At 41.5% G+C, this 229-nt stretch carries 1 protein-coding gene; it reads left to right on the plus strand.

The features are described from left to right. Nucleotides 1-229 (plus strand): AMP-binding protein (locus AC04NP_RS30900; protein ID WP_482863998.1); only part of this gene is annotated, 229 nt, incomplete at both ends.

A 229-nucleotide genomic window follows, 5' to 3' on the forward strand; every position in this document is an offset into this window, starting at 1 on the left:
TGAATTCCCATAAAGGAATATTAAATCAACTTTTATGGACGCAAGAGAACTATGAATTGAACATAGAAGATGTGGTCTTGCAAAAAACAACCTTTAGTTTTGATGTGTCGGTCTGGGAATTACTATGGCCCTTGATCAGTGGATCAAAACTGGTTTTTGCACGACCGGGCCGTCAGGCAGATGTTTCCTATCTCAAAGGCTTAGTAGAAGCAGAGCAGGTGACCACGAT

Source organism: Agaribacillus sp. DX54 (assembly GCF_056858335.1).